This is a genomic window from Calothrix sp. NIES-2098, from assembly GCF_963875125.1.
Lineage (GTDB): Bacteria > Cyanobacteriota > Cyanobacteriia > Cyanobacteriales > Nostocaceae > Aulosira.
In genome coordinates, this window is sequence record NZ_CAWNKJ010000001.1 from 3,549,893 (window position 1) to 3,574,867 (window position 24,975).

The following is a 24,975-nucleotide window of genomic DNA, read 5'->3' on the forward strand; positions in this document are numbered from 1 at the left end:
CTGTAGTTAAGATTTCATTTTAATAGAAAAGTTTCATTAAATCCTTACGGATATTTCTATTTTTAAGATCTAGTTAGGTTATGACTTTGTATTGGTTAAATTACGTCCTGCAATACCCGGCGGGTATTTTGCCAAGCCCAAACACCCACAGCAGCGACTATCAGGCTCATAGCTACAAGTACAACACGCAAACCTAGAATATCAGTTAATGGCCCGGTAATTGCCAGAGGTAAAGAAAGAGCAATATTTACGGCATGATTTTGAAAGCCGAAAACTTTACCATGCATATTGGGTGGCGCTTGTTGTTGAATTAAAGTTTGCATTGGCACGCCAATTAAGGAAGCACCTACACCTAATAATGCACAAAGTCCTAGAGCCAATAATAAGTTATGGGTAAAAGTAAACACCCCTAACACCAAGGACATCATCAAAAATCCGATTAAGGGTAAGGGTTTGCGATGCAATTTCACACTCCAGTGTCCTAAAATTCCCGCACCCAAGACCATCCCTACCCCGGCGGCTGCTAAGAAAAAACCAAACTGTTTCTCTTTTAAACCAAAGTCGGCTGCTAATCTAATTGTCAATACTGTTAAGGCTGCAAACACGCAATATAGAGTTACGAGTTGCAACATAGCATTTAACACCAAACGGTTTTTCTTGAGATAGCGCAAACTCTCGGTAAATTCAGACCACAGGTGATTCGATCCCCGATGCTCAACTATAGGTTTATCTTCTTTAAAATGAATCGGCTGCATAATCGCACCCGATAAAAAATATAGCGTGCTAACTACCAACTCTTGGCCGTATTCTTCTCCCAGTAAACTCTTCGCCCAACTCAACATTGGCTCTCCAATGGCAAAGCCAACGATTAAAGCACCCATCATTGTGCTGCTAAATAAGGCATTTGCTGCCATTAAATTTTCACGCCGCACCAGTAGAGGAATGGCAGCTTGTTCTGCTGGGGCAAAAAACTGCGTCACCGTGGAGATGGCAAAGGTAAGTATCAAAAGAATCAAAAATTCTCTTGGTAAAAACGGAATTAATAGAGTTAAACCCCCACGCACCAAATCTGAGCCAACCATAATCAACTTTTTGGGAAAGCGGTCAACAAAAATGCCACCCGCAGAACCAAATAAAATGGCTGGGACTGTAAAGGCCACCATCAAAGTTGAGTACATTGAATTTTCTGCCAATCCTGGTGGTGGTGGGTAATTTTCCAGTAAGGCAATCATCAAAACGAAGAACACCTTATCTGCTAACTGGGAAACCAGTTGCCCAATCCATAAGAGCATAAAACCGCGGTTTTTCAGCAGTGCGCCAAACCCGTTATTAACAGCAGCAGGTTCCGTTGGAAACATTAGATACTCAAGAATAGTGACTAGGGTAGATGGGTAGTTGGAGAGTGTGGGATTTGGGAATTGGAGAGTTGCGCGAAACTACGCCCATCACTCCATTTTAAAAGTTTCCCTATTTCTCACTCCTGCTTGCCAACTTTATTTTCCGGACTATTTTTCTTCATAGCGCTTCAACAGCAGGTGCAAGAATTCAGATGCACTCAAGCGATCGCTTTTAGAGTAAAATTCCTCAGAAGGATCTACCCAACAACCTCGGACGGTTTGCGGCGATCGCCACATGGATAAATGGTCAACTGCTGGTTCTGCATAAAAGTTATTTTTCCCACTACCCAGTAAAGATGAACTCCAGTGGGTGAAATAATCATGACTCATCCGATGAATGGGAAAATCACCCCATAGTGGCACGCCCCATCCATCTATAGCAATAAAAGCTTTGACATTACCTCCTAAGAATCGCCACGAATTCGCAGCGAGCATCGCTCCTACTACACCTGCACTAAAACTAATGAAGATCGCAGGCGATTCTAACTCATTCCCTAAGCAATTGTGTAGAAAATATAAAATATGGAATGGCGATAGGTTCAGTACACCCTGTTCTGGGTAGACTAGTATATTTACTGCTTCTTTAGTAGTTGAACTATCAGAATTTAAATTTAAGCACCCTGAGATAAAACTTTCAGTCAATTCTGGCTCATGGATTCCAGGGCAAATAATGATGCTCATCTATCTTTAGCCTCTGTTCAGAGCTAGGCTTTAGCATTGCTAAACCCTACTAGTTATAAATACAACTTAATATACTTATTGAGCAATGTCGAAATTCTTATACTCTCTAATGTACTTAAATGGAAAAGGGACTACGGTACTTTGCCCTGTACGGACAAAATCAACATCCATAGTTTTAAGGAGTTGTCTAAATATCAGTTTAGAGTCATCGACTGCAACGATTTTACGGAGATGGCAAGCATCCTTGAAAGAATAATCTTTTACATTTCTATCTCCCACAAAATAATATGCTTCTTTTGCGGTCTCACCAAAATAATTTATATGGAGAGAAGCATTAAATAAATCTTCGATATTTTCCTTCTGCTTGGAAAAAATTAGCCTGATATCATATCTGTTCAGAAGATAATTGCGTAATTCATCAGTAACATTTGAGTTCTTTCCTAAATTTTCTTTTATTAATTTTCGGAAACTGCTTTTGTCTAGTTCGTTATTACCTAATCTGCGTAATTCTTCGCTGAATAATATAAGTTTATCGTTATCTTTCGTAGAAACTTCAGTCATAAATTCTTCAAGCAAATCTGCCAAAGCATTTCCAGTTCGCTTATCTTCAGGAAGCTTTGTCTCGACTTCGTTGATAATAGCTTCAATTTTGGAAATATCGGGAATGGTGATTTCATCAGTACGAAAAATTTTATTTATATCGCCTGTATCAGAAATTACAAGACCTTCTAGAGTTCTTATTTTATCTTCAGACTCACTCTCAGTCATTAATTCTTTATAGTTATCAAATCTTTCCCAATTGAATATATTTCGTCCTTCTCTTGTATGAAATTCAAAATTTCCATTTGGCTGAATTTCCATAAAAATAACATGGCTTGCTTCTTCATCCCAAGCAGCAAAAGTCCAAATTCCTTTCAATTCAAGTTTAGACCAATCAAAAAGGTTGATTTTTTTAGTGCTAATATCCCGCTTTATAAGTAGTTCTTTAATACTTGTTTTAACAATAGCATCAGAGACATTTCTAGTTGATTCAATTGTAAGATGTTGCCGCTGAAATATATCTGTAGAAGCGAGGTATTCATCTTCTTGCCCCATTTTTTCATAAAATTCGGCATCATGTATAATTCTAAAATTGAGAGCGCCTTTCTTATCTTGTTTACCAAAAGTAATTAGCTTTTCATCCGTAATGTAAGGAAGAAGCAATTCTTTCAAGTTTTTTGCTAACTCAGCAGAATCTTCATCCTTAACTATGTCTATTATGTTTATTGGTTGCCCGCCAAGTACTGAATGAAGCTGTTGTGGCTTTTTAAGCAAGGTGTTCGTTAGTTCAAGGCTGTCGTCGATTTCAAGAGATGCAAAATCAACACTCATGTATTCAGATAAATGTTCTTGAATACTTTTGAAAACTTGATGCAAAATGCCGGCTCTGCTGTTTTCAAAGTCTTTAATACTTCCAAATTCAATAAAATTAGTATGACGCCTTTTTCCTTGGATACCGCATTTTATATAGGACTTAGTAGCATCTGTCTCCTTCCCGTCAGAAGGAAGCCACCTTCTTAGGGATGCTGTACCACTATGGAAGACATATTCAGGCCTTTTAAGAATCTTTCTTAATTCCTCGCCTTTGTATTCTTTTAAAATAGCACCTTTTTTGCGATAACTAGCTACACTAACATTCAGTAAGAATTCGTTTTTTTTACCATCAATACGATTAAGAGTTATTTCAGCAACACCAATTGGATCGTAAAACTTATCTGTTAATGCTGGCACTTTCAATAATGTACCGGTGAGATTTGAGAAATGTAGATCCTTAAATCTTGAGCGTGATGAACCTAGAGAATTTATTAATAATCGAGCAAGTGTTACCTCACATATACATTCATCATTTCCGTTATAAACAGCCTGGGGCTTTACTTCAATTGCAGATACATTAGCAAATTTAGTATCTGTTCTCAGTTTTTGAAGTAATTCATAAGTATTATTTGATTTTTTTTCAAACATAGCATAGGCATATTGAGCATACCCAACTGCCATAGCTTTATATTCGTCACCAATAATGCAGTCTAGTTCTTCCGCTCCCCACCATTTACCATTTTTTTCTCGTTTTAAGCGAATAAAAACAAAGTCTCGTTCAATAGCATCAATATGAAAATCAATCTTTAGTCTATTTGTGGTAATGCTCATTTATAAAATTCATCCTGAATAAATTTCAATGCTGAGTTATCGATTTTATCATTTTTACAGAGATAAGGAACTTCGACAATTTTTCCACCAAATGACAAAATCGGACGAAAAGGTATGTTTAAAGTACCAAGAATGTTGATGACAAAAATTCTTTCTGCTCCGACAAAGGCCATTTTTTCGATGATTTTATCAAGTAATTCCTCAGATGGCACCGCAATCTGATCGTTCCATAACTTGAAGTCTACATAAACTTTCTGCTCTGTTTTAAAGTCAAAACACTCAAATTCATTGACATCCAGTTCTTGCAAGTGAATATTTAAGAAGTTTTGAAAAATATATTTTCCGCATACTTCACCTAACGCCCCTTTATAAATATTGTTGAACATTGAGGGTGTTAGCATAAGTTTAGATTTTGGAAATGCTGTTGCCCAGCTAGAATCAATAAACAATTTATGTAGTACATCAATTTTCATTAACTCTGAAAGACGAGAAGTTCTTTCACTCACTTCTTTAACTTCTTTTTTCCCGTATACATCAGAAAAGAAAACTTCAATTTCATCATAGTCATTTTCATGTGAAAAATAATATGAATCGGCGGGTTTTGGTAATTTTAGGTAAAAACTATTCCAGTTAGGATTGCATTCTGATTCTTTTGCCATAGCAGGTTGACGGAGAGTTTGTTCTCTCAGATCCTGCCATGCTTTAACACTCGTAGGTGTCCAAGGAGTATTCAGTTGGCGGCGTATGTTAGCAGAATTCTGATTACTTCTAAGAGATGCTCGGTTTTGCGCTTCTATTAAATCTTCAGATGGGCACATCGATTCCCCTGCTGTTTTTAACAGAGCAGCATATTCACGAACAGGAATTACATCTTTTGGTAAAGCAAAACCAGTTAAATGTTTTCGGATTGAAGCATCGGCAAGAATATGGATTCTTGGAGCCTTCATATTAGTTCGACATATTCGACCTATTGCTTGGATAATTGTTTTATTCAAAAAGCGTGAATAGGCACCTGTATTATATAAGTTTATAAAGTCTTCAGCCTTTTGCTTAGGCTGGTATCTTCCTATATATCTCTGAAATGCTCTATCCAACTTGGTCTTAAATGTATTAATTGAAAAAGCTCCATTTTCCCGCAAGAATTCTAATTGAAAAATATATTTTATAAAATCATCATCTTCGATATTATTTCCATAAATATTGACAAGTAGATTTGTTGGGCTATCTAGATAAATGCCATTAATATCCATATCCGAATGCTGTGGCAAGTTGTTAATGTGTATTGCCTCTAATCCACAAGGGATAGGAAATTGTAAATTTTGTCCAACTCCGATTGTTTGGTAAGCAGAGATAATGAATCTGCGTTTGTGAGCTTTCAGATCATTCAGCAGTTTCTCTTTATTTTCTTCAAACTTATCTCCACTAAGTAAGAAGATGGTATCCTCTACACTACCATCAATGACATCTTTCTTGTCATCTAATAAGTATTTTGCGTATTTATACAATATGTTCAGATCGAACTTCGGATCGGAAGGCTTTGGTAATTTACTGAAAAGACAAAGAAAGGCATGACAATCAGAATGATCTAGAAAATATTTCCATGCAGTTAACGCCCTAACATAACGGCAAAATGAAAATTCAATACTCTTCTTATCATCATCATTAGTTATTTGATGGCTCAGTTCGTTCCATAAAGCCTGTGCTGCTTCTCGATCACGCAAAAGCTCCTTAAGCTGTTTGATTGCTTCCTGCTGTGAGTCTGTTCCAATAAATTCAGTTTTTATAACTACTTGATCGTATCCTTGAGTTGCTTTAGAATATGCGTTTTTGAGCTTAATAAGAGCATCTTCTTTAAGACTTATAAATGAATCTCCTAAACGGGATTTGAGATACTCTAGATCGTAATTGCCAATGTTTGTATAAAGTCCAGCAGTTGCAGAAATACCAACGACCATAGCTTGTGAGCAAACTCCCGCCAGAAAAGATTCTGGTGTACGGCTAAAGTTGAACATATATATCTTCGATAATGTATCATGCTCATCACTATCGACGATATCGTGATACCGAAAGCCTGTATCATAAAAAATCTGACTTTGGATTGTTCTTTTGTCGCTTTGCAAGCCATACTGTAAGTCGTCTTCTAGAATTTTATTGGTCAAAAATGCGACATCTTGCTCATCAAGGAGAAAATTATTCAAAACTGTTTTAATGGCCGATTCGAGTGGAAAGGCTTCCTGATTACTTTTATTTTCTTCTTTTAAACGTCTATAATTATTAGCTAAGTGCTTAATTCCTGTCTGAAAATAGGTTAGAAATCCGGTAATCTTACTCAGCAACTCTTGTATATCTACACCAGGTTCTATGGTTTTAATATCAAAAGACTTAATCCAATTTGTACGGTTTTCTACATCTTCAATAATTTTGATACGCTGATGACGATTTAGTACATTATGGAATTGGTAGTCATAAAACAGAAAGTTTCTTGTTCTTGTCAAAAAGTCATCATGAGATTTACAGATATGGTGTAATTGATATGTTTTAAATATGTAACTAGCTTTATCTCGAAATGATTCAATCTTTTGTCGTGGAGATAACCAATCTTTTCCGGTAGATTTTTTCTTGAGCCATCCAGATTCCTGAAGCAACCTTTCAGGAAATTCGTTTTGCATAAGGTGGTTATGAATATTCAAGAATAAATCAAGAAGATCTACTCTATGGCGCAAGCCTGTTTGAATAATATTGTTGAGAACAGCATCTTTAGTAGTATCAAACTCATCAATAAAAATCAGAGATTCATCAATCAATCTTTCAGTGAAGTAATATGATTGCTCAACCAGTGTCGTGTTTTGAGCAATGAACTTATCCATACTCAGAAATAAGACAGTTCTTTCATCTGTAAATACTGCGGGATATAAATTGCCAATCCATTGATAATCTGGTTCATTTTTTATGGCTAACAACCGGGCTTTTTTATTTTTAAAATTTTCTTTCAATATTTTTTGAATATCTTTTCGGAATGCTGGCTCTATTTCTTTACGAATTTCGATTTTGAGCATCAATTGAACTTCTTTTGGAAGTGAACTATTTTTGCACGTTATTATTCGAGATTTTAAACGCTTATAAATTTCTGTTTTAAACTGTTCAGGTATTTTGCGATCATTTTCTAGGAGATTATCAATAACTGTATCAACGTTAGAATCAATAAAAAGAACATGTTTGTTAAATTCATCCCCTTTACCATCATGAATAAAACGCTCTCGTAGTTCATTTACTGGTAGATTCTTCTTGAGGTTAGTAATAAAAATAATTTTTCTATTTTGAGCAGCAAATTCTTGATAATTATAATAAATAAAGTTTAGGACATTATAGGTTTTGCCAAAACCAGTCGGCATACTCAATAGAAGTAGTCCAGAATTAGCTTGTTTACAGTATTCGTTTAAGATTTCTTCCATATACCTGATGAGCTTAGTAAAGTTTAAACCTGAGATGTTTAACAAACTAATAATTAATTTATAAGAATGAAAATTCTCAGCGTTACATCGAAAAAATTTGATTTCTGCAATGAGTAAACCTCTGAAAAAATTAACAAAACTCAACTTATTTCAGAGGTGTTTGGGTTAGGAATGTGTAATTATTAAAAATTGTATATAATTTCGAGCTATCTCAATCCATTTTGATACATGTTAACCCAATGGAGTAGCTTAGTTAATAAGATACTGCTTCAGCTTCAACACAAGTACCCTCAGCCAAGAAGGGTGATCTGCAATTATGGCGATCGCCAAGTAGGTATGTGCCAATAATTACACTAAGCTAAAGCTACGTATCTACTGTTAGTAAATTTTTTGATTCAGTAAATTTTGTTAAGTAAATTTTTTTGTCTAGATCCTATCGGCAGAAGTATAAGATGCAATACCTAGTTATGATGATTGTAATTATCCTATCCCCCCGGATGGGATATTAGTTTACAAACCAGGGAAATAATCAAATTATTTCTTTGATACTTCTCTCCATTCTGGTTATATTGAGGAACTCACTGTGGTAGCCACGCCGGAAAAAGTACAACATACCCACGAGCAATCATCACATCAAGATCGAGTCGCCGTATTGCTCATGGGCTACGGCGAAGTCGAAAGCTACGAAGATTTCGCTAACTATAACGAACAGGCTTTAAATTTACTAACAGCAAAATTTGCACCAGTCCCAACTTGGATTTATCCACCCCTAGCCAAGCTATTGGCGTTATTTGACCGTCATGAATGGGGACACACACATCATGATTTTATTTCCCCACATAACGCCATCTTTGAAAAGCAACGTGCTGGCATTGAGAAGCTGTTACAAGAAAAGTGGGGTAACGGCGTCCAAGTTTTTAAAGCTTTCAACTTCTGCGCTCCTTTTTTGCCGAAACAAGTCTTAGCAGAAATTAAAAACCAAGGCTTCGACAAAATCTTAATTTATCCCCTACTAGTGGTTGATTCTATTTTTACTAGTGGGATTGCGATCGAGCAGGTAAATAATGCTTTAGCCGAGATGGCTGATGGCGAAGAACATTGGGTAAAAGGACTGCGCTATATACCTTCTTTTTACAACGAGCCAGCTTACATTGATTTGATGGCTCATCTTGTAGAGGAGAAAATTAACGCTGATTTAGCAGCAACTTACCTACCTTCTCAAATTGGGATTGTGCTGATGAATCACGGTTGTCCTCACAAAGCCAAAGGATTTACCTCCGGGATTACCGAAAGCCAAGCACTATATGAATTGGTAAGGGAAAAGTTGATTAACCGCTATCCTTTAATTTCTGTAGGTTGGCTTAACCATGACACTCCTTTAATTGAATGGACGCTACCAAATGCCGAACAAGCTGCTAAAAACCTGATTCAATTGGGTGCCAAAGTAGTAATTTTTATGCCTATTGGTTTTGCTACAGAAAATCACGAAACTTTATTGGATGTTCACCATATTATTCATGCGGTGGAGAAAAAACATCCTGATGTAGATTATGTGCAAATGCCATGCGTTAACGATCATGCAAAATTTTTAGAAATGGCAGTACAATGGGCAGATTCTCATATTAATGAGTTGAGAACAGAAGAAGCGATCGCAGTTAACCCTCAACTAGATGGACATCATCACCATCACCATCACCATCATTAAGTAAAAATGTAGCGAGGAGTACTTGAAAATCCAGGGCTAAAGTCCTGAGGATAGTAGCTTAAAAATTAAGCATGGGGCAAGAGCATTAGTCAAGAAGACAAATGATTAATGCTCTTTTTTTGTGAAGGAGTAGGAATCTCAGCTTACTTCGTAAAGTTTGGAAATCGCCCAATTTTTTCTCAGCTGTTCAACGGAAATATTAAAGATTTAATTGTATCTATATTTTGCAGGAACTAACTATCGCTTTTCTATAAGTAAAACTGATTAACTTTTAATTAATAGTTAAATATAGTTAAGCGGTAATGGTGTTCGTTCTTAGTCAGCCTCGATCCGAATACTTTCTTTCAGGATTTCAGGCATAGTGCATAAGTTCTCTTGCAAGAGAGATATCTCAGTATCAATAGCTATCGATGGGAAAAAATCATGTCTAGTGAGAAAGTTATAAATAACGCTCCCGTTGAATTATCAAACGAAGAACTCGACCAAGTTTCGGGTGGAATTGATATTTTCTTATCAGGGTCAATGTACGAGCAGAGGGATGTGTTTTCTTCTGTACGAAGAAAATCAAGACGTAGAGGTTTTGGCAGCAATTCTATTTTTAGCTCTTCTTCTATATCTAGTGCTGCATTTCAAGTGGTTGGTTTGGGCTTTGATTCGGTTAGCGACGTTATGAGCTTTTTATCTGGGTTTGCCAGATTATTTGGCAGAAGATGAAGTTAGAGATATTGCACCCGTAAAATCTTGGTTAGACAACTCAACTTAGTGATGCTGTACCCCAACCGTTGGGGTATTTTTTGTCATTTTTGTGTCTTGTGGCAGAACAAAGAGCAATATAGCACGTGGTAAAGTCTGGTCTAGAAAAGATATCCGCGATCGCCAAACAAGCTTCGCGGAGTTGGTTGGTGAGACTCAATATTGCCGCGAACTGTCACAAGTCCAGTTTGCAGCTTGGAGTTTCATACCATCGCAAATGCTGCTGGAAACCCAGACTAAAAAAACTAGACCTTAACATGGGAGTGAATTTAAGCGTTACTATACCAATGAGCGATCGCACTCAAGAGCTGCAAAAGAAATATTTTCGAGCATGAGGAGCCAAGACTTGTGACTCAAGGGATGAAAGCCACTAGCAACGAAGACATTTTTGCTGGTGGTGGAGAGATGGGAATGCTCATGCAATCTTTCGATTGGTCACAAACGTCTTTGGGCCCAGTATCAGCATGGCCGCAGAGCCTCAAGACTTGCGTGCGAATAATGCTGACTTCTCGCCAAGCAATGTTTGTCTGGTGGGGTTCAGAACTCATTAACCTTTACAATGATGCCTACAAGGCAATTGTCGGTGGCAAACATCCTTCGGCTCTAGGACAGCCAGCTGCTTATGTGTGGCGGGAGATTTGGGATCAAGTAGGGCCTAGGGCAGAATCAGCACTATTAAAGAATGAGGGTACTTACGACGAAGCGCTACTACTAATTATGGAGCGCAACGGCTACCCAGAAGAAACATATTATACATTTTCATATAGCCCAGTTCCTAACGACCAAGGCGGTACAGGTGGGATTATTTGTGCTAACTCAGACGACACGCAGCGAATTATTAGCGAACGTCAGTTGGCACTACTGCGAGAATTAGCGGCGAGAACAGCCGACGCGCGCACATTTGATGCAGCTTGTACCCTGAGTGCGAGTTGTTTGGCAACTAATCCTTATGACCTGCCTTTTGCGATGATTTATCTGGTCGATCCAGATCGGCAGTGCGTGCTGTTGACTGGGACTTGCGGGATCGAACCAGACCATGCGGCAGTTCCGCAAAAAGTCGATCTTAATGCCGATTCGGTTTGGCCGTTTGCGGAAATCATTAAAACGCAGAAGCCATGCCTAGTTTCTAATTTGGCAGCATCTTTTGTTAACCTGCCAACAGGCGCTTGGCAACGTCCTCCTCATCAAGCGGTAGCTGTGCCGATCGCACCATCGGGAAAGACTGGAAAAGCTGGTATATTAATTGCTGGCTTAAACCCGTTGAGAATCTTTGACGACAACTATCAAAGATTCATCGATTTAGTTGCATCTCAGATTGGGGCGAGTATTGCTAACGCTCAAGCATACGAAGAAGAACGCAAACGTGCCGAAGCTTTAGCAGAAATCGATCGCGCAAAAACTGTTTTCTTTAGCAACGTCAGCCATGAATTCCGCACTCCCCTCACCCTCATGCTTGGCCCTTTAGAAGATATCCTGGCTGATTCTTCTGGGCTGTTACCAAGCGATCGCGAACAGTTGGAGATTGTACATCGTAACTCCTTGCGGTTGCTGAAGCTGGTGAATACACTCCTCGACTTCTCTCGAATTGAAGCAGGTCGAGTTCAGGCGGTATACGAGCCAACAGATTTGGCAATATTTACCACAGATTTGGCAGGAGTTTTTAGATCTGCGATCGAACGAGCCGGGATGCGCCTGGTAGTTGATTGTCCCCACCTACCTGAACCCGTGTATGTAGATCGGGAAATGTGGGAAAAAATTGTCCTCAACTTGCTTTCTAACGCCTTTAAGTTCACTTTTGCAGGAGAAATTGCCGTTAGCTTGCGCGATTTTCGCGATCGCGTGGAATTGGAAGTGCGAGATACGGGCACAGGTATTCCTGCTGAAGAAATACCTCACTTATTTGAGCGCTTTCATCGGGTACAGGGAGCCAGGGGAAGAACTTATGAAGGATCGGGAATTGGTCTTTCCTTGGTTCAAGAACTCGTGCAATTGCATCACGGTACTATCGAAGTTACCAGTATTATCAACGAAGGTAGCAGTTTTAAAGTATCAATTCCTATAGGAACGGCTCATTTACCAAAATTTGGCGCAAGTCACACTCAGACAACTCGTTCGTTGGCATCAACTGCAATAGGTGCAGCTGCTTATGTCGAAGAAGCCCTGCGTTGGCTACCGCAAGAAGACAGGGAAACGCAAAGCCAGGAAGACGCAGAGAAATTATCGCCAACATTCCCCGCATCTCTATATCCCCGCGTTCTTGCGTCTGACTCTGCTCGTATTCTCTTAGCTGACGATAATGCTGATATGCGCGAATATGTGCAGCGTTTGCTGTTAGCTCAAGGCTATGAGGTAGAGGTAGTAGCAGATGGCTTGGCGGCTTTAACTGCTGTGCGTCAGCATCCACCCGATCTCGTGCTGACCGATATTATGATGCCTAGGTTAGATGGGTTAGGTTTGTTACAAGAGCTACGGGCTGACCCACATACCAGAGAAATGCCGATTATTCTGCTTTCTGCCAGGGCTGGGGAGGAGTCCCGCATTGAAGGTTTAGAAGCCGGAGCCGACGATTACCTCATCAAGCCGTTTTCAGCGCGGGAGTTGCTGGCTCGTGTCGAGGCAAATCTGAAGATGGCGCAGATGCGTCAAGAAGCAGTGCGACGAGAGCAAGAACTGCGAATTCAAACTGAAGCAGCCCGCAGTCAAATTAGCAATATTCTCGAAAGTATCACCGATGCTTTTGTGGCTTTCGATCGCGAATGGTACTACACCTACGCTAACGAACAAGCTACAAGACTATTGGAAAAATCCCAGGAAGAATTGCTTGGTAAGCAGGTATGGCAAGAAGTATTTCCGGAATTAGTACCAAGTTTGGGATATGAAAAACTTCACTATGCTGTCAAGGAAAAGGTTTCCGTTGTCTTTGAAGAGTTTGTGGAACCGATGGATAAGTGGTTGGAAATTCACGCTTACCCATCTCCAGATGGTGTAGCCGTTTATTTTCGCGAGATTACGGCTCGCAAACGGGCAGAAGCCGCACTCAGCGCCAGCGAAGAGAGGTTTCGGGCGATTGTCAACCAAGCAGCAGTGGGAATTGCGCAAACCGATTTGACAGGTCGATTCCTGCTCGTAAACCAAAAGTATTGCGATATCCTTGGTTATTCAACGTCAGAATTATTACAAACAAGCCTAGAAGCAATTATTCATCCCGACGATTGGCCTTTACAAACAGAGCTTTTTCAAACTTTGGTAACGTCAGGAAATGACTTCACCATCGAGAAACGCTACATCCGCAAAGATGGTTCGCTGGTATGGGTGAGCAGTAGCGTGGCCGCCATTTGTGATGCAGCTGGCAAACCCCAGTCTACGATCGCGATCGTGCTAGATATCACGGAACGGAAACGTAATGAGGTAGAACGCGCTAGGTTACTGGCTCGCGAACAGCAGCAGACATCTCGGTTACAAAAGTTGGCGGAGGCATCCCTGACGATTAACTCAGTAGTATCACTGAATGAGAGATTGCGAATAATCACAGAGCAAGCCCGCGATATTATTGGCGCGCACCAGTCCGTGACTAGCATGACAGTTGATGATGACTGGGCACAGGGAATTCATACAATCTCGCTTTCCGATAAATATGCCAAGTGGCGCAACTACAACGATAACCCCGATGGCTCAGGAATTTATACGTTGATTTGCAGCACACAACAGCCAATTCGGTTGACTCAGGCGGAACTAGAAGCACATCCGAGTTGGAATAAATTTGGCAAGGCTGGAGGTAAACATCCGCCAATGCGCGGTTGGCTGGCCGTACCTCTGACCAGCCGGAATGGGAAAAATCTCGGATTGATTCAGCTTTCTGATAAATATGAGGGCGAATTCACCGCCGAAGACGAAGCGATTTTAGTGCAACTGGCTCAGATGGCAGCCTCAGCAATTGACAATGTTCGACTTTATGAAGCATCTCAACAAGCTAATCGCATCAAAGATGAATTTTTAGCAGTACTGTCTCACGAGTTGCGATCGCCCCTCAACCCGATCTTAGGCTGGTCAAAGTTATTGCGCACTCAAAAACTGGATGCGGCCAAGACGGCGCAAGCTTTATCTACGATCGAACGCAATGCCAAATTACAAGCCGATCTGATTGACGATCTGCTGGATGTTTCCCGAATTCTGCGGGGTAAACTCAGCCTCAATGTCTCTCCAGTGAACTTGGCTGCGACAATTCAAGCAGCAATAGAAACAGTACGGTTGGCGGCTGAAGCCAAGTCAATTCAAATACAGACGATATTGGCAGCAAATATTGGGCAAGTTGCTGGTGATGCCAATCGCTTGCAGCAAGTGATTTGGAATCTTCTCTCCAACGCCGTCAAATTTACACCAGAAGGCGGGCGAGTTGAGATTAGGCTCGAACAAATTGGCTCTGTGGCTCAAATCACTGTCAGCGATACAGGTAAAGGGATTGAGCCTAATTTCCTTCCTTATGTATTTGACTACTTTCGCCAAGCAGATGCAGCCACAACCCGTAAATTTGGGGGATTGGGTTTAGGGTTAGCGATTGTTCATCATTTAGTGGAATTGCATGGTGGTACAGTCTCTGCGGAAAGTCCAGGTGTTGACCGGGGTGCAACCTTTACGGTGAAATTGCCATTGATGCACAATCAATCTCAGACTCATCAAGATCCACAACAGTCTGAGCCTGCCGGAGATTTAAACGGTATAAAAATTTTATTCGTCGATGATGATACAGATACCAGAGAATTTATTGCTTTCTTACTAGAACAGCATGGTGCAACGATCGCCGCAGTTGCTTCCGCCCAAGAAGCCCTCATAGCTTTGACTCAGTTCCAGCCAGATATACTGTTGAGCGATATTGGAATGCCAGAAATGGATGGATATATGTTAATGCGACAGGTAAGATCCATGCCGCCAGAACAGGGAGGGCAAATTCAGGCGATCGCTCTCACCGCTTATGCTGGAGAAATAGACTATCAGCAAGCTATAACAGCAGGTTTTCAAAAGCATATTTCCAAGCCAGTCGATCCTGTGACGCTAATTGCCACAATTACTGAGTTAATTGCTAAAAATTCCTAGGGCGGACAATGCTCCATGCCCAATACCCTACATATACCGTTTCCTAGAATCCCTGAACCTGTAACAATAGCGATCGCAACAGCTTTGATTTTTACCTACCAGTGAACGTCCCTAACAACAACTCAGATCAAACCCAGTCTCGTAAAGCGGAGCATATTCGCATTTGCCTAGAAGAAGATGTTCAATGTCGCCAAATAACCAATGGACTAGAGCGCTATCGTTTTACCCATTTTTGCTTACCCGAACTAGACCGCAATGATATAGATATCAGTACAAATTTTTTGGGAAAACGCCTAGGCGCACCTTTGTTAATTTCTTCCATGACTGGCGGAACTGAACAAGCAGGAATGATTAATCAGCGTTTGGCGCAAGTTGCCCAAGAATACAAAATTGCAATGGGCGTTGGTTCTCAGCGCGTAGCGGTGGAAAAACCCCAGGTAGCTGAGACTTTTGCTGTACGCAAGTATGCCCCTGATGTTTTGTTATTGGCTAATTTGGGTGCGGTGCAACTTAACTACAAGTATGGTTTTGAGGAATGTCTGCGGGTAGTTGATATTTTAGAAGCTGATGCTTTGATTTTGCATCTCAACCCTTTACAAGAATGCATTCAATCTCAAGGCGATACTAATTTTCGTGGATTGATTGACAAAATTGCTATATTATGCTTTAAGTTACCAGTGCCGGTGATTGTCAAGGAAGTGGGAAATGGAATTTCCGCCGCAATGGCAGAGAAATTACTCGCGGCTGGAGTCAGGGCGATTGATGTAGCGGGTGCGGGAGGAACTTCTTGGGCAAAAGTAGAAAGCGAACGAGCAGATAATGACTTGCAACGTCGCTTGGGCAAGACTTTCGCTGATTGGGGTATCCCAACAGCAGAGTGTATTACAAATATTCGCGCGATCGCACCCCATGTACCGTTAATCGCCTCAGGCGGCTTGCGTCACGGCCTCGATGTCGCAATGGCGATCGCCTTAGGAGCAGATATCGCTGGTTTAGCCATGCCATTTCTGCAAGCAGCAGTGACATCAGAAGCCGCACTTGTGGATTTGGTTGAGGTATTAATTGCGGAAATCACCACAGTATTATTTTGTACTGGGAATGCGACTTTAGATCGATTAAAGCATTCTGGAAGTTTACAACGGATACAATAATGAGTACGTATGCGATCGACAAATCTTCCAATTAAATAAATATTTCTATTCCTTGTCCACTTTTTATTGACTATTAACTATTAACTAAAATGCGTAATTTTCTCCAACAAACTTTTGCCAGTTTAGTAGGCAGCTTACTAGGACTGATTATTTTCAGCGGTATCGGAGCTACTGGACTATTATTACTGCTATTTGCGGCGGCTACATCCAAAGAGACAGGGCCAGAAGTCAAAGATAAGTCGGTAGTAGTTTTTGACTTATCAATGAATATCACCGATGGCGAACCTAAGTCTGCTGAATTTTTTCAGAAGGCGCTATCCGGTGTCGAAGAAAACCAGATGTCATTGCGCAACGTTCTGGATAGTTTAGAAAAAGCGCGGCGCGATCCTCGAATTGTTGGTATTTATCTGGATGCAACGCGCACTAACTCGACTAATAGTGCAGGCTATGCATCGATGAAAGAAATCCGCCAAGCATTAGAGAAGTTCCGCGCGTCGGGGAAAAAGATCGTCGCCTATGGTAAGGACTGGGACGAAAGACAATATTACCTCAGTTCGGTAGCAGATACTGTTGTACTCAATCCCTTGGGGATGATGGAAGTTAATGGGTTGAGTTCGCAGCCGATGTTTTTGGCAGGTGCATTGCAGAAGTATGGTATTGGCGTGCAGGTTGTCCGCGTCGGCAAATTTAAAGGTGCAGTCGAACCGTTTATTCTGACAAAGTTGAGTCCAGAAAACCGCGAACAAACTCAGAAATTGTTAGATGATGTGTGGTCAGAGTGGCGCACATCTGTAGGCGCAAGTCGCAAAATTGGCGTTGATAAGTTGCAGGCGATCGCAGATAATCAAGCAGTATTGGAAGCACCAGCAGCAAAATCTAGGGGTTTGGTAGATCGCATAGCTTATGTTGATGAAGTCATTAGCGACCTGAAAAAGTTAACCGCTAGCGATAAAGATGATAAAACCTTCCGCCAAATTAACCTGAACGAGTATGCTCAAGTTCCCGGTAAAACCCTAGGTGTAGAACGCAAATCTAAAAATCAGATTGCGGTTGTTTATGCTGAAGGCGAAATTGTAGATGGCAAAGGTGACGATGGCGAAATCGGAGGCGATCGCTTTGCTAAAATCTTCAACAAACTGCGACAAGACGATCGTGTCAAAGCTGTAATTTTGCGAGTAAACAGTCCCGGTGGTAGCGCTACCGCCGCTGAAGTGATGCAGCGAGAAGTGCGACTCACGCGTGCAGTTAAACCAGTTGTAGTTTCAATGGGAGATGTCGCTGCTTCTGGTGGTTACTGGATTTCTAGCGACTCTAACCGCATTTTTGCCGAACCCAATACAATTACAGGTTCTATTGGTGTGTTTGGGTTACTGTTTAACGGTCAAAAATTAGCAAACGATCATGGTATCACCTGGGATTCTGTGAAAACCGGACGCTATGCTGACAGTCAAACAGTTTCTCGTCCCAAATCACCCCAAGAATTAGCCATTTACCAGCGCAGTGTGAACCGAATTTACAATCTGTTTCTCAATAAAGTTTCTCAAGGCCGCAAACTCCCAGAGTCTAAAGTAGCAGAAATTGCCCAAGGAAGAGTTTGGTCGGGTACAGCCGCCAAACAAATTGGTTTAGTAGATGAAATTGGCGGTCTGAATACTGCTATCGAATATGCTGCTCAACAAGCAAAGCTGGGGAAAGATTGGCAAATCAAAGAATATCCCCAAACTAGCAGTTTTGAAGAACGCTTTTTTGGCAAAGCAACCGAAGAGGCGCGGACTGCTTTAGGGATAAAGGCAACAGAAATCAAACCTGCCAATCCCCTCACGGCTGAATTTCAGAAACTACAACAGGAATTAATAATGCTGCAAAAAATGAACGATCCCCAAGGAGTTTACGCACGCTTACCTTTTAATCTCAAAATCGATTGAAGAATTCAGAAACAATAAGTGGGGATTCAAACCCCTACTAATTGTTTTGCACCAAATCAGAGCGATCGCAATAGGTTCGACCGCGCATCTTAGGCGGTCGAGGCTTGTTGTCTGTCTTGCTTCTGTTGGAAAGTAGCCAAGCTGATACGAGCTGCCATGCGGAGTGGGAAACTTAACTAGTGCAAGACTTCAATCAAAATTTTCTTTGATATCAAATTCCACTTTCAGGAATTACTACTTCTTCCAAAGTTCAGTAAATTTCTGATATACATCTGGAGATATCTGACGTTGTAAGTAACTGAGCGCTTTATCTTGATGCGGTTTTTCGTCATAAGAATTGCACACATCTTTTAGCTTAACTAGTACAGGATTGACATCATTGGTTTGTCGCCACTCGTTGGTAAAATTCTTTAAAATGTCTGGACTTAACTGATTTTCTAAATATTTTAGTGCTTCGAGATAACTAGGCTTTTTCGGGTTCGATTTGAATTGAATGCACACATCTATTAGCTTAACGTTATTAGTTGGTAAACTTGATTGGCTTAGAATTGTGCGTGCCTCCTTGTCAGCAATACCATTTACCGTCAAACCTTGTTTTTGCTCAAACTCCCCTACCGCTTTATAAGTTTCTGGCCCATAAAACGGTTTGTCTGAAGGTATCTGAGTTTCAGTAGCGAAACCGTGACGTTTCAAATTTTGCTGAAGGCTGACAATTGTATCGTACAAGACTTTCTTGGTTTGTTCGCCAGCATCGCCATCAGCTTTTAGGGGTGGATAATCTTGCTGAAATTTTTTAATTGCTGTGACGGTGGGTGCATCTGTCAAAGGGTTGTTATTCGTCTTCCAGGGAGGACTGTTACCAGGAACCTTACTATCAGGAGCTAAATATCCGAAACCAATTAAGATATTACGGATAGCTTCATTGGTGTAGTTAGTTGCCATGTTTTTTGCTTCCTTGATAACTAAATTACTGATGCTGAAAGCTGGGAAAACTGTTTTAAAGTTGATGCTGTCGTAGAAGTTATACGCGAAATCTTGCAACTTTCCTGTATTTATTGCGTGATAGCTATCTAGCAAAATATCAGAAAATTATCAAAACCATCCAGCTTGGTGCCCCTTTCTTTGGGGACTTTTACCTAGATCCTTTGTCACAAAACAAGGAAGTTATTGAACTGGAATGGTACAAACGGGGTCAGGATATTCCCTGCCCCTTACTTGCTGCCAATACCATCACACAATTGCCTGTCACTTTCGCTAACCTTAGTATTATTCTCTAAATAAGCGCCTACCCAATCGCAACTGCGCCTCACTAAAGCGTCTAAATCCATATCCCAGAGTTTGATAGTGTTGTCTTCACTGCCAGAAGCCAAAGTCTTGCCGTCGGGGCTAAAACTCACACTCAGGACAGAGCTATCATGCCCCTTGAGGGTGCTGATTTCCTTGCCTGTCTCTAGATTCCAGAGTTTGATTGTCTTGTCACCACTGCCAGAAGCCAAAGTCTTGCCGTCGGGGCTAAAACTCACACTATAGACATAGTTATTATGCCCCTTGAGAGTGCTGATTTCCTTGCCTGTCTCTAGATTCCAGAGTTTGATTGTCTTGTCCCAACTGCCAGAAGCTAAAGTCTTGCCGTCGGGGCTAAAACTCACACTCACGACAGGGCTATCATGCCCCTTGAGGGTGCTGATTTCCTTGCCTGTCTCTAGATTCCAGAGTTTGATTGTCTTGTCACCACTGCCAGAAGCTAAAGTCTTGCCGTCGGGGCTAAAACTTACACTCATGACAGGGCTATCATGCCCCTTGAGGGTGCTGATTTCCTGGCTTGTTTCTAGATTCCAGAGTTTGATGGTGTAGTCACCACTGTTAGAAGCCAAAGTCTTGCCGTCGGGGCTAAAACTCACACTCACGACAGGGCTATCATCCCCCTTGAGAGTGCTGATTTCCTGGCCTGTCTCTAGATTCCAGAGTTTGATGGTGTAGTCACCACTGTTAGAAGCCAAAGTCTTGCCGTCGGGGCTAAAACTCACACTCCTGACAGGGCTATCATGCCCCTTGAGGGTGCCGATTTCCTGGCCTGTCTCTAGATTCCAGAGTTTGATGGTCTTGTCTTCACTGCCAGAAGCCAATCTCTTGCCGTCGGGGCTAAAACTCACACTCATGACAGGGCTATCATCCCCCTTGAGAGTGCTGATTTTCTGGCCTGTCTCTAGATTCCAGAGTTTGATGGTCTTGTCTTCACTGCCAGAAGCCAATGTCTTGCCGTCGGGGCTAAAACTCACACTAGAGACAGAGCTATCATGCCCCTTGAGGGTGCCGATTTCCTGGCCTGTCTCTAGATTCCAGAGTTTGATTGTCTTGTCCCAACTGCCAGAAGCCAATCTCTTGCCGTCGGGGCTAAAACTCACACTAGAGACAGGGTCATCATGCCCCTTGAGGGTGCCGATTTCCTGGCCTGTCTCTAGATTCCAGAGTTTGATGGTCTTGTCAACACTGCCAGAAGCCAATCTCTTACCGTCGGAGCTAAAACTCACACTCCTGACAAAGCCATCATGCCCCTTGAGGGTGCCGATTTCCTGACCTGTCTTTAGATTCCAGAGTTTGATGGTCTTGTCATCACTGCCAAAAGCCAATCTCTTGCCGTCGGGGCTAAAACTCACACTCCTGACAAAGCCATCATGCCCCTTGAGGGTGCCGATTTCCATGCCTGTCTTTAGATTCCAGAGTTTGATGGTGTAGTCACCACTGTTAGAAGCCAAAGTCTTGCCGTCGGGGCTAAAACTCACACTCCTGACAGGGCTATCATGCCCCTTGAGGGTGCCGATTTCCTGGCCTGTCTCTAGATTCCAGAGTTTGATGGTCTTGTCTTCACTGCCAGAAGCCAAAGTCTTGCCGTCGGGGCTAAAACTCACACTAGAGACAGTGCTATCATGCCCCTTGAGGGTGCGGATTTCCATGCCTGTCTCTAGATTCCAGAGTTTGATGGTCTTGTCTTCACTGCCAGAAGCCAATGTCTTGCCGTCGGGGCTAAAACTCACACTAGAGACAGGGTCATCATGCCCTTCCAGGCGATTACGTTCTCTTCCTTGCCAAAGAACTGTCTGCAAAGCCTTCATTACCTCTAGATTGGTTGTGTGTTGGCTTTGCAGGATTTTTCCCGCCTTGATTGCTGGGACAAAAGCTTCTAATTCTTTACTTTCATTGAATAGAGACAAGGAATATCGACCAAGAGATTCAGCTTGATTCAGTTCCGATTGGTTTTTCTGATTCCAAGCCATCAAACCCAAGCCACCACTAATCACCACCGCCACCAACGAACCCGCCGCAATTCCCCAGGCGGTTCTAATTTCGCGTTTCCTGCGGGCTGCTTCGGCTTGTTTGAGGCGCTGTTGTTCTTGGATACTCTGCTCGATAAATTTTTTCTCATCAATTAAGTCTTCTGGACGTTTCTTCAGTTGTTCCTCTGCTTCTGCTAATGCTGCACCCCGCAACAAAGAACCCGGATCTCGCTTAGTTGCTTCCCATTGTCCCTTGGCTGCTCGCAGTCGCTCTTGCCAAGCTCTAAAAGTGCGGTTTGTATTCATCCATTCGCGCAGTTCTCCCCAATTACGAATCAGTGCTTCATGGACTACTTCTACTGTTTCTTGACTGGTAGCATTGCGACTTGTCACCACCAACCGAGCATCAGCTAATTGTTTTACCAAAGACCAGCTTTGCTCTCCCAATTCCGCTTTCATGGCAATTCGTCGAGTATCTTCTGTTCCCTCACCCGGACGCACCAGTTGAATAAAAATCCGCCGGACTTTTTCTTTTTCATCAGCTGTCAAGTTGCCATATTTCTCATCCGCATGACGAGCTAACGCACCTTCTACTTGACCAATTTCTTCATAAATTTTGTGAGTTAATTGTTTACCTCTTCGCTTGTTCCACAACTCTGTCAAAGCAAACTCTAACAAAGGTAAATTTCCCGGTTGGTTTTCCACATCCTCCAGAATGCGTTTTACCAGTCCGCTTTCAAATGTTACCCCTAATTTTTGGGCAGGTTTTTCAATGACTTGTGTTAGTTCCTCCCGATTCATTGGCCCCAGTTTCAGGTCAGCATTTTGCAAGACATCCGCAAAGGGACGATAAGAGAGAGCATTTCCCAAAAAATCTGCCCGCATCGTTGTTACCCACACCGTAGCCGATGCAGACACAGAAGTCGGAGTTTCTAAACTACCTAATAAGCAATCGAGAAACTTACGGCGAATTTCCTGATTGTTACAGAGAGTGTAAATTTCTTCAAATTGGTCAGCAATTAATAGCACTCGATCGCTAGGATGATTTTGCCGAATTTTCGCAAACACATCCAAGAGAATAACAGAGCCATCTTGTAGATACTCAGCTAACTTTCGCCCTTGGGCAATTTGGTCTGTTTGATCTAAATTTGGTGTATAAAGCGGAACAAGAGCTAAAGCTAGAGCATGGAAAGGGTCAGAACCAGGACGAAAATGAGTAAATTTCCAATGACCTAATTTTTGTAACTTCGGGACTAACCCCGCTAATACCACCGAAGATTTACCACTTCCTGATGCACCTAATACGGGAATAAAATTCCGGGTTTTAGTTGCAGTATAAATTTCTTCGATAAATATTTCTCGTCCAAAGAACACATCTGCATCATTGGGGCCAAAATGAAATAACCCCCGATAAGGGCAGGGGAGATATTCATCAGCAGCATCTGTAGAATCAGACAGGACTAATTTTGCTTCTTCTCGATAATAGTAGTTGATTATCTGTACAGGAGCGAAAGTCAAATCACCCCCAACACTAGTATCTTTTAAGAGATTTTCTTGCTCTTGAGATGTATGATTTGTAACTAACTCGCTCATAGTACTGATATCCTTAACCTTGCTGAACAGGTGCAAAGTTGACATTTCCACCAACAGTATTTCCACTCATGGTGTTGGTTTGAGTTTGATTGATTATTTGCTGTCCCTCTGGTTGTTCTTTAATTTTTTCGAGTAAATCCTGAGCTACATTAATGATTTCCCGATCTTGGTCAGCTCCTGATTTGGTAATTTTATCTTTCAACAAACCTTCAGCTTGCTTAATTTCTTCTGGTTTAGCATCTACCATCGCTTGTCCCAGAACATCGCCTTCAAGTTTCTTCTTAATTAAGGTTTTCAAGCCCAGATAGGCATCTTTCACAGCTGTTCCTGCGGTATCCTTAGCAGCCGCGATCGCACCAGCACCTAAAGCCGCAATAATCATAGAAATAGGTTCCATAAATCATCCTCAATAATTTTTAGTCACTAAAATAGTCATTTTTGACCTTTTTTTGGCAAGGATTAATAACATAACCATCGGGTAATAATAATTTACGCAAAAAATTTTATATTTATACCCAAAGATAGAGGTACTTTTGTATTGGTTTTAAACTTATCTCCCAAGGTATACGTCTTGCGGTCAATTAAATTGTTAAGGTTCATCTGAGAGAGTTTTTATAGAGTTTGAATAGTTTTGATAGTCTCAAGGCGATATCAAATCATTATTGGGCAAAGGTTTTGAGGGTTACGGAGAACTTAAATAATTGAATTTTGGGTAAAAGCTTTTTATGCAGAGTCATGACGAAGCTGCTCAATGCGATCGCACACAATAGAAAGGCCAATAGTGGTACGTTTCCGGGAATTTTTCATTGCCCAATTATCAAAAAATATAAGGAGAGTAGCGTTTTAATGTTGCAATAAAATTAGCGATCGCCTTGTTCGTCCTACTCCTTGAAAAGCAAGTCAAGGTATTCAGTATCAGGTAAATTATGAATCCTGACGACTAGCAATATATTCTTTGCGATCGCCGAATAGTCTTAATATGATATTGTCAATATTTGACTAATTCTGGGACTTTCTCTGTTTTGTGAGATGTCGATAATTTTTATCTATAGATCGAGTCTATTTTTATTCTTTATATACTAAAAAAAACGACTAAAGGTAGATAAAATTATTGCTAATTTAAATTAAAATTGAGATGGGCTGCTTAAAGTCAATGTTTAGTATAGTGCTAACTGAATATTCTGTTATCGCAAAAATTAGCAAATAACTTTCGCTTTAGCAAAGCTATAGACAAGCTTACTGTATTGATAAACTGCTATAAACCTAACCTATGGCTGTTGCGATTTGAGTTTTAATAAGATTGATAGGCTGATAACTGCTTTATAGTTGGGCAGTGGCATCTATCATAAAAGAGCGATGACTTTACAATATCAGACTGTTAACTTGAGGTGCGATCGCAAAATAGTTCAATTAGGCACAAAACTCAAGACTACCACTATAGAGGTAAATATAGTAGTAAATATTTTAACTGTGTAAAGTTTGCTGGTAAATTTTATTAATAGCTTGACACAGTGTGTGGCAGTAGTAAAATCTACTCTTATTAAACCAAAAATCAGGGCGATGAGTTAGTTACTTGTGTGGAATGCCACAGTTCTGCACGCTTAAAAGTTGCATCTATTCGGATAACACCTTTCCGGGTTAGTATATATGACTTAGCGATGCCTGATTGGATATCGATATTGAATTGTTGAATTTTATGGACCATAGTCCACAAGACGGTAGTATCATCCTCCTCTGAGCTGGCGAGACAGTCTCCCAGCGCGGGGGA

General features: G+C 41.2%; 13 protein-coding genes. 6 read left to right on the top strand and 7 right to left on the bottom strand.

Going from position 1 to position 24,975, the window contains the following annotated elements:
• Positions 1-95 precede the first annotated feature (95 nt).
• The 4 genes from AACU33_RS14860 to AACU33_RS14875 form a co-directional block, all read right to left on the bottom strand.
• On the bottom strand, positions 96-1,358 hold the full coding sequence (locus AACU33_RS14860) for an MFS transporter (protein WP_096589430.1): 1,263 nt from the start codon (positions 1,356-1,358) through the stop codon (positions 96-98).
• 147 nt (positions 1,359-1,505) lie between these two features.
• Positions 1,506-2,078, bottom strand: a complete 573-nt coding sequence (locus tag AACU33_RS14865) for a hypothetical protein (RefSeq protein WP_096589431.1) — start codon at positions 2,076-2,078, stop codon at positions 1,506-1,508.
• A gap of 75 nt (positions 2,079-2,153) precedes the next feature.
• Positions 2,154-4,262: a hypothetical protein gene (locus AACU33_RS14870; protein ID WP_096589432.1), complete on the bottom strand. Its 2,109-nt coding sequence runs from the start codon at positions 4,260-4,262 to the stop codon at positions 2,154-2,156.
• Positions 4,259-7,714 carry a hypothetical protein gene (locus tag AACU33_RS14875; protein WP_096589433.1) on the bottom strand — a complete coding sequence of 1,152 codons (3,456 nt, stop codon included), beginning with the start codon at positions 7,712-7,714 and terminating at the stop codon, positions 4,259-4,261. Before AACU33_RS14875 ends, AACU33_RS14870 begins: the two co-directional genes overlap by 4 nt.
• A gap of 583 nt (positions 7,715-8,297) precedes the next feature.
• Here AACU33_RS14875 and AACU33_RS14880 point away from each other — a divergent pair.
• From AACU33_RS14880 to sppA, 6 genes are all read left to right on the top strand, one after another.
• Positions 8,298-9,419 (top strand): ferrochelatase, encoded by a 1,122-nt coding sequence (locus AACU33_RS14880; RefSeq protein ID WP_096589434.1) that lies wholly within the window; start codon positions 8,298-8,300, stop codon positions 9,417-9,419.
• Between the two features lie 423 nt (positions 9,420-9,842).
• Positions 9,843-10,133, top strand: coding sequence for a CTB family bacteriocin (locus AACU33_RS14885; RefSeq protein WP_096589435.1), 291 nt, complete (start codon positions 9,843-9,845; stop codon positions 10,131-10,133).
• 125 nt (positions 10,134-10,258) lie between these two features.
• On the top strand, positions 10,259-10,507 hold the full coding sequence (locus AACU33_RS14890) for a hypothetical protein (protein ID WP_339376016.1): 249 nt from the start codon (positions 10,259-10,261) through the stop codon (positions 10,505-10,507).
• Positions 10,508-10,532: 25 nt separating this feature from the next.
• Positions 10,533-15,263 (top strand): ATP-binding protein, encoded by a 4,731-nt coding sequence (locus AACU33_RS14895; RefSeq protein WP_445291789.1) that lies wholly within the window; start codon positions 10,533-10,535, stop codon positions 15,261-15,263.
• 101 nt (positions 15,264-15,364) lie between these two features.
• A complete protein-coding gene (gene fni / locus AACU33_RS14900; RefSeq protein ID WP_096589437.1) occupies positions 15,365-16,414 on the top strand; it encodes a type 2 isopentenyl-diphosphate Delta-isomerase in 1,050 nt (349 codons plus the stop codon).
• Positions 16,415-16,503: 89 nt separating this feature from the next.
• Positions 16,504-18,339 carry a signal peptide peptidase SppA gene (sppA, locus tag AACU33_RS14905; RefSeq protein ID WP_096589438.1) on the top strand — a complete coding sequence of 612 codons (1,836 nt, stop codon included), beginning with the start codon at positions 16,504-16,506 and terminating at the stop codon, positions 18,337-18,339.
• Between the two features lie 234 nt (positions 18,340-18,573).
• Here the strand turns inward: sppA and AACU33_RS14910 are convergent, their stop codons facing one another.
• The 3 genes from AACU33_RS14910 to AACU33_RS14920 all read right to left on the bottom strand — a co-directional run bounded on the left by AACU33_RS14910 (position 18,574) and on the right by AACU33_RS14920 (position 23,604).
• On the bottom strand, positions 18,574-19,281 hold the full coding sequence (locus AACU33_RS14910; protein WP_096589439.1) for a peptidoglycan-binding domain-containing protein: 708 nt from the start codon (positions 19,279-19,281) through the stop codon (positions 18,574-18,576).
• A 269-nt stretch (positions 19,282-19,550) separates the two neighbouring features.
• Positions 19,551-23,207 (bottom strand): WD40 repeat domain-containing protein, encoded by a 3,657-nt coding sequence (locus AACU33_RS14915; RefSeq protein ID WP_096589440.1) that lies wholly within the window; start codon positions 23,205-23,207, stop codon positions 19,551-19,553.
• 13 nt (positions 23,208-23,220) lie between these two features.
• Positions 23,221-23,604 (bottom strand): hypothetical protein, encoded by a 384-nt coding sequence (locus tag AACU33_RS14920; RefSeq protein WP_096589441.1) that lies wholly within the window; start codon positions 23,602-23,604, stop codon positions 23,221-23,223.
• Positions 23,605-24,975 lie beyond the last annotated feature (1,371 nt).

Coding starts and splice junctions, on each gene's coding strand:
- AACU33_RS14875 (WP_096589433.1), bottom strand. CDS start 7,714: ATGGAAGAAATCTTAAACGAATACTGTAAACAAGCTAATTCTGGACTA.
- AACU33_RS14870 (WP_096589432.1), bottom strand. CDS start 4,262: ATGAGCATTACCACAAATAGACTAAAGATTGATTTTCATATTGATGCT.
- AACU33_RS14910 (WP_096589439.1), bottom strand. CDS start 19,281: ATGGCAACTAACTACACCAATGAAGCTATCCGTAATATCTTAATTGGT.
- AACU33_RS14895 (WP_445291789.1), top strand. CDS start 10,533: ATGAAAGCCACTAGCAACGAAGACATTTTTGCTGGTGGTGGAGAGATG.
- AACU33_RS14860 (WP_096589430.1), bottom strand. CDS start 1,358: ATGTTTCCAACGGAACCTGCTGCTGTTAATAACGGGTTTGGCGCACTG.
- AACU33_RS14885 (WP_096589435.1), top strand. CDS start 9,843: ATGTCTAGTGAGAAAGTTATAAATAACGCTCCCGTTGAATTATCAAAC.
- sppA (WP_096589438.1), top strand. CDS start 16,504: ATGCGTAATTTTCTCCAACAAACTTTTGCCAGTTTAGTAGGCAGCTTA.
- AACU33_RS14865 (WP_096589431.1), bottom strand. CDS start 2,078: ATGAGCATCATTATTTGCCCTGGAATCCATGAGCCAGAATTGACTGAA.
- AACU33_RS14920 (WP_096589441.1), bottom strand. CDS start 23,604: ATGGAACCTATTTCTATGATTATTGCGGCTTTAGGTGCTGGTGCGATC.
- AACU33_RS14915 (WP_096589440.1), bottom strand. CDS start 23,207: ATGAGCGAGTTAGTTACAAATCATACATCTCAAGAGCAAGAAAATCTC.